Source organism: Pseudomonas brassicae (assembly GCF_010671725.1).
GTDB lineage: Bacteria > Pseudomonadota > Gammaproteobacteria > Pseudomonadales > Pseudomonadaceae > Aquipseudomonas > Aquipseudomonas brassicae.
Window position 1 is genome coordinate 1 of the sequence record NZ_JAAHBU010000380.1, and the last position, 6411, is coordinate 6411.

Here is a 6411-nt window from a genome sequence, read left to right on the forward strand (position 1 = left end):
CATCGCCACCCTGCCGGTGGACATGGTGGTCGACACCGTGATGATCCCCGCCGACGCCACGCGATAACCCCCTACCATCGAATGCCTCTATAGGCTGATCGACAAGGTCGATTAGTCACACTATTCGTAAGGGCATACACTCCCCGCGACTGCGCGCAATACACCCACGATAGAAAGGGTCTTGGCGCGCACTCCCTGCTACTAGCCTGCATACCACTTACCGATCCCGACGCTTTTCCCGGCGGGCCTGCGCGTGCGCGGCCGATTCGTGAGGTCGCTTGCATAAGGAGATAACCATGGGACTGGGCAGAAGACAGTTCTTCAAGCTGTGCACCGTCGGCGCAGCCACCGCCACTGCAGCCAGCCTGGGGTTCGCCCCGGGCATGGCCCAGGCCACCCAATCACGCCAGTACAAGCTGCTGCGCGCCAAAGAAACCCGCAACAACTGCACCTACTGCTCGGTGGGTTGCGGCGTGCTGATGTACAGCCTGGGCGACGGTGCGAAAAACGCCAAGGCACGCATCTTCCATATCGAAGGCGACCCTGATCACCCGGTCAGCCGCGGCTCGCTGTGCCCCAAGGGCGCGGGCCTGGTGGACTACATCCACAGCGAACAGCGCCTGCTGCACCCCGAATACCGCGCCCCGGGCTCGGACAAATGGCAGCGTATCAGCTGGGAGCACGCCATCGAGCGCATCGCGCGGCTGATGAAGGACGACCGTGACGCCAACTTCATCGAGAAGAACGACAAGGGCACCACGGTCAACCGCTGGCTGAGCACCGGCATGCTGTGCTCGTCGGCGGCCAGCAGCGAAACCGGCTCGCTGGACCAGCGCTTCACCCGCGCCCTGGGCATCCTCGGTACCGACAGCCAGGCGCGGGTGTGCCACGCCCCAACCGTCTCGGCCCTGGCGCCGACCTTCGGGCGTGCGCAATGACCAACAACTGGGTCGACATCAAGAACGCCAACGTGGTGCTGATCATGGGCGGCAACCCGGCCGAGGCGCACCCGGTGGGTTTCAAGTGGGTCATCGAGGCGAAGATCCGCAACGGCGCCAAGGTGATCGTGGTCGACCCGCGCTTCAACCGCAGCGCTGCTGTGGCCGATATCTATTCGCCGATCCGCGCCGGCTCCGACGTGACCTTCCTGATGGGCGTGGTCAACTACCTGATCAGCCACGACAAGATCCAGCACGAGTACGTGCGCGCCTACACCAACGCCAGCCTGATCGTGCGCGAGGACTACAGCTTCGACGACGGCCTGTTCAGTGGCTACGACGCCAGCAAGCGCAGCTACGACCGCAGCTCGTGGACCTACGAGCTGGGCAGCGACGGCTTCGCCAAGCGCGACATGACCCTCAGCCACCCGCGCTGCGTGTGGAACCTGCTCAAGGCCCACGTCAGCCGCTACACGCCCGACATGGTCACCAATGTGTGCGGCACGCCCAAGGACGATTTCCTCAAGATCTGCGAAATCCTGGGCCAGACCTGCGCCCCGGACAAGACCGCGACCTTCCTCTACGCCCTGGGCTGGACCCACCATACCAATGGCGCGCAGATGATCCGCGGCTCGGGCATGATCCAGCTGCTGCTGGGCAACATCGGCATGGCCGGCGGCGGCGTCAACGCCCTGCGCGGGCACTCCAACATCCAGGGCTACACCGACCTGGGCCTGTTGTCGCTGCGTCTGCCGGGCTACATGAACCTGCCCTCGGACGCCCAGACCGACCTGGCCACCTACCTCAAGCAGACCACCCCCGGCGCGGTGCTGCCTGACCAGGTCAACTACTACAAGCACACGCCCAAGTTCTTCGTCAGCCTGATGAAGAGCCTGTGGGGCGACAAGGCCACCAAGGACAACGACTGGGGCTTCGACTGGCTGCCCAAGTGGGACGACAGCTACGACGTGCTCAACTACAGCAACCGCATGTTCGAAGGCAAGGTCAACGGCTACATCGCCCAGGGCTTCAACCCGGTGGCGGCGTTCCCGGACAAGAACAAGGCCCAGGCCGCACTGCAAAAGCTCAAGTTCCTGGTGATCATCGACCCGCTGGCCACCGAGACCTCGAGCTTCTGGCAGAACCACGGCGAGCAGCATGACGTGGACACCGCCGCGATCCAGACCGAAGTGTTCCGCCTGCCCTCCTCGTGCTTTGCCGAGGAAGACGGCTCGATCGTCAACTCCGGGCGCTGGCTGCAATGGCACTGGGCCGGGGCCGCGCCGCCCGGCGAGGCCTGGCACGACGGCAAGATCCTCGGCCACCTGTTCCTGAAGATCCGTGAGCTTTACCAAAAGGAAGGCGGCGCCAACCCTGCGCCGATCCTCAACATGGCCTGGGACTACGCCGACCCGTACGACCCCAAGCCCGAAGAAGTGGCCAAGGAGTCCAACGGTCGCGCCCTGGCCGACCTGCACGACGAGCAGGGCAACCTGATCCTGCGCAAGGGCCAGTTGCTCAACGACTTCTCGCAGTTGCGCGACGACGGCAGCACGGTGTGCTTCAACTGGATCTTTGCCGGCTCGTGGACCGAACAGGGCAACCAGATGGCCCGCCGCGACAACGCCGACAGCGGCCTGGGTTGCACGCCCGGCTGGGCCTGGGCGTGGCCACAGAACCGGCGCATCCTGTACAACCGCGCCTCGGCCGACCCGCAAGGCCAGCCGTGGGACCCCAAGCGCAAGCTGATCGGCTGGGATGGCACACGCTGGAGCGGCGTGGACGTGCCCGACTTTGCCCTGACCGCAGCGCCCGGCAGCCACACCAACCCCTTCATCATGCTGCCTGAAGGCCTGGGCCGGCTGTTCTCGGTCGGTGCCATGAACGACGGGCCGTTCCCCGAACACTACGAACCCACCGAGAGCCCGCTGGCGAAGAACCCGCTGCACCCGAACGTGACCTACAGCCCCACCGCCCGGCTGTACGAAAACGACCGCAAGCGCATGGGCACCCGCGAGGAGTTCCCGTACGTGGCCACCACCTATTCGATCACCGAGCTGTTCCGCCACTGGACCAAGCACGCGCGCCTGAACGCCATCGTGCAACCCGAGCAGTTCATCGAGATCGGTGAAAAGCTCGCCGCCGACAAGGGCATCGTGCAGGGCGACCTGGTCCGCGTCAGCACCAAGCGTGGCTACATCAAGGCCAAGGCCGTGGTGACCAAGCGCATCCGCCGCCTGGCCATCGACGGGCAGGACGTCGACACCATCGGCATCCCGTGCCACTGGGGTTACGAAGGCAGCACGCGCAAGGGCTTTTTGGCCAACACCCTGACCCCGGGGGTGGGCGAGTCCAATACCCACACACCGGAATACAAGGCGTTTCTCGTGAACATCGAAAAGGTCTAAGGGAGCGAACCCATGTCCATGCAATCCCAAGACATCATCAAGCGCTCGGCCACCAACGTGCTGACCCCGGCGCCACACACCCGCGATCACCAGGCCGAGGTGGCCAAGTTGATCGACGTGAGCATCTGCATCGGCTGCAAGGCCTGCCAGGTGGCCTGCAACGAATGGAACGACCTGCGCGACGAGGTGGGCCACAACGTCGGCGTGTACGACAACCCCGCCGACCTGTCGGCCGAGACCTGGACGCTGATGCGCTTCGACGAAGTCGAGGACGAAAGCGGCAAGCTCCAATGGCTGATCCGCAAGGACGGCTGCATGCATTGCGCCGACCCAGGCTGCCTGAAGGCCTGCCCGCAACCGGGGGCGATCATCCAGTACGCCAACGGCATCGTCGACTTTCAGTCCGAGCATTGCATCGGCTGTGGCTACTGCATCGCCGGCTGCCGTTCGACGTGCCGCGCATCAGCCAGAAGGACAACAAGGCCTACAAGTGCACCTTGTGCGTGGACCGCGTGTCGGTCGGCCAGGAGCCGGCCTGCGTCAAGACCTGCCCTACTGGCGCGATCAACTTCGGCAGCAAGCAAGACATGCTGCACCAGGCCAGCGAGCGCGTGACCGAGCTGCAAGGCCGCGGCTTTGCCGGGGCCGGCATCTACGACCCGCAGGGCGTGGGCGGCACCCATGTGGTGTATGTGCTGCAGCACGCCGACAAGCCCCACCTGTACCACAAGCTGCCCACCGACCCGCGCATCAGCAGCGCTATCCATGGCTGGAAAGGCTGGCTCAAGCCGGTGGCGGCGGTGGCCTTCTTCGCCACCCTGGCCGGCACCCTGTTCCACTACGTGGGCGTGGGGCCGAACGAGGTCGAGGAACAGGACCAGAAGCACGAGGAGGACACCCACGCATGAACAAGGCCAAACTGATCCTGCGCACCCGCTTTATCGAACGGGCCAGCCACTGGCTGATGGTGCTGTGTTTCTTTGCCGTGGCGCTGTCGGGGCTGTCGTGGTTCTTCCCGTCGCTCAACGGCCTCAACGCGGTGTTCGGCACGCCGCAGCTGGCGCGCATCCTGCACCCGTTCTTCGGTGTGGTGGTGTTCGTGTTGCTGGCGTTTCTGTTTGTGCGCTTCGTCAAGTACAACCTGCCCGAACGCGAAGACCGCCTGTGGTTCAAGAACGTGCGCCAGGTGCTGGCCGGCGAGCATGCGCCGGCCTTGCAGATCGGCAAGTACAACGCCGGCCAGAAGGTGCTGTTCTGGGGGATCATGGGCCTGATCAGCGTGCTGCTGGTGAGCGGCGTGGTGATCTGGCGGCCGTACTTCGCCCCCTGGTTCAGCATCCCGGCGATCCGCATCGGCCTGCTGGTGCACGCGATTGCCGGTGTCAGCCTGATCCTGCTGATCATTGGTCACGCGTACCTGGCGTTCTGGGTCAAGGGCTCGATCCGCGGCATGGTCACCGGCTACGTCAGCCATCGCTGGGCCAGGACCCACCATGACCGCTGGTACCGGCAGATCAGCAACAAGCACAACGGGAGCGGCAAACAGCCATGAACAGTATCCACATGACGCCGATCGAAGAGCGCTCTGCCGCCATCGGTGAAATACCTGCCGTGCTGCTGCCCACCCTGGGCCAGCGCTATAGCCAACGCGCGACGCGCTTGCGCCAGTTGGCGCAGGGCCACCCCATGACCGACTACCTGCTGTTTGTCGCCCAGGTGGCCGATGCCCAGCAGCGCTTGCTGGACCACACGCCGTTGCCGCTGGCGCTGGTGGACGCGCTGGCCGGCCGGGTTGGCGCTACCAAAGCCCCGTTGGCCTGGGCCAGCCTACCGCGCGCGGCCTACTGGCAGGATGTGCTGCACGCGCTGGGCGAGCAGCTCGACCACCCGACCTTGCAGGGTTTGTGCGCGCTGGACGAAGCGGCGCTGGAGCGCGCCGCCGATGCCTTGCTGGCGGGCCAGTTCAGCGAGGTCGACAGTGGCCAGGCGTTGTTCCTGTGGGCGGCCTTGTCGTTGTATTTCACCCAGTTGGCGGCGCACCTGCCGGCCATTGGCAGTGCCGGCGTGGGCGAACAGCGCCAGCATTGCCCGGTGTGCACTGCAGCGCCGGTGGCCAGCGTCATCCTTACCGGGGCGCAGGCTGGCCTGCGCTACCTGCAGTGCGGCTTGTGCGAGAGCCGCTGGCACATGGTGCGGCTCAAATGCAGCAACTGCGAAGAGACTGGCAAGCTCGACTACTGGTCGTTGCACACCCACGAGACGGCGATCAAAGCCGAAAGCTGTGACGAATGCCACAGCTACCTCAAGGTGTTCTACCCCGAGCATGACCGCGAGCTGGAACTGGTGGCCGATGACCTGGCCTCGATCGCGCTGGATGCCGAGGTGGAGCGCCAGGGTTTTGACCGCAGCGGGGTCAGCCCGTTTCTGTTCCCGGGTTAGAGCGGGTACTGCATCAGCCAGTGTGACTTGCCCCACGCCTGGAACGGCTCGAGGTGTTGCCACCCCCGCTTGTGGTAATAGTCGGCGCGGTCGTGGGTATGCAGGTACAAGTGCGAGTGGCCCAGGGCCTTGGCCTTGGCCAGCACGCCCTCGATCAGCGCCTCGGCGATACCTTGCCCGCGGGCTTCGGGGGCAACGAACACACAGGCCAGCCAGGGCCCCAGGTCGGGGCGTTGGGGCAGGTCTTCGCGGGCCAGCGAGGCGCTGCCGAGCAGGCGGTTGTCGTTCAGGGCGATGAGGCTGAGGAGGCTGCCGTCGGTTTGGCCTTGGGCGAATGCCTGTTGCCATTGCGCCAGGGGTTGGTCGGCGTATTCGTAGTGGAACTGCTGGTGCAGCCATTGGGCCAGGGTGTTGCTGTGGTGTGGGTGGTGGCTGAGCCAGTCGATCATGGGGGGGGCTCCTAGGCTTGGAGGAGGGAAGGTACACCTTATTGGGTGGTTTGGCACTTGGTGTGGCCACCGCGATCTATCGCCAAGGCTAACAGGGCTGCCAACGCCGATCTGACAGGCCATGGTCACGTTGCAACAAATGTGGAGCTGCGGTGCGACGACTCGCCTTGCCAGCGA

The 6411-nt window shown here is 65.0% G+C and carries 3 protein-coding genes and 2 pseudogenes; 4 read left to right on the forward strand and 1 reads right to left on the reverse strand.

Features of this window, described 5'->3' with window-relative positions; genetic code table 11:
* Positions 1 to 296 precede the first annotated feature (296 nt).
* The 4 genes and pseudogenes from fdnG to fdhE all read left to right on the forward strand — a co-directional run bounded on the left by fdnG (position 297) and on the right by fdhE (position 5785).
* Positions 297 to 3346 (forward strand): annotated as a pseudogene (fdnG, locus tag G3436_RS22085) (formate dehydrogenase-N subunit alpha).
* Positions 3347 to 3364: 18 nt separating this feature from the next.
* Positions 3365 to 4254, forward strand: a pseudogene (fdxH, locus tag G3436_RS22090) (formate dehydrogenase subunit beta).
* Positions 4251 to 4898, forward strand: a complete 648-nt coding sequence (locus G3436_RS22095) for a formate dehydrogenase subunit gamma (protein ID WP_163949471.1) — start codon at positions 4251 to 4253, stop codon at positions 4896 to 4898. The pseudogene fdxH and the gene G3436_RS22095 overlap by 4 nt, the downstream one beginning before the upstream one ends.
* On the forward strand, positions 4895 to 5785 hold the full coding sequence (fdhE, locus tag G3436_RS22100; protein ID WP_163949474.1) for a formate dehydrogenase accessory protein FdhE: 891 nt from the start codon (positions 4895 to 4897) through the stop codon (positions 5783 to 5785). Before G3436_RS22095 ends, fdhE begins: the two co-directional genes overlap by 4 nt.
* On the opposite strand, the gene G3436_RS22105 is transcribed toward fdhE, so the two are convergent.
* Positions 5782 to 6234, reverse strand: a complete 453-nt coding sequence (locus G3436_RS22105; protein ID WP_163949477.1) for a GNAT family N-acetyltransferase — start codon at positions 6232 to 6234, stop codon at positions 5782 to 5784. The two genes, fdhE and G3436_RS22105, sit on opposite strands and share 4 nt — an antisense overlap.
* Positions 6235 to 6411: the final 177 nt, after the last annotated feature.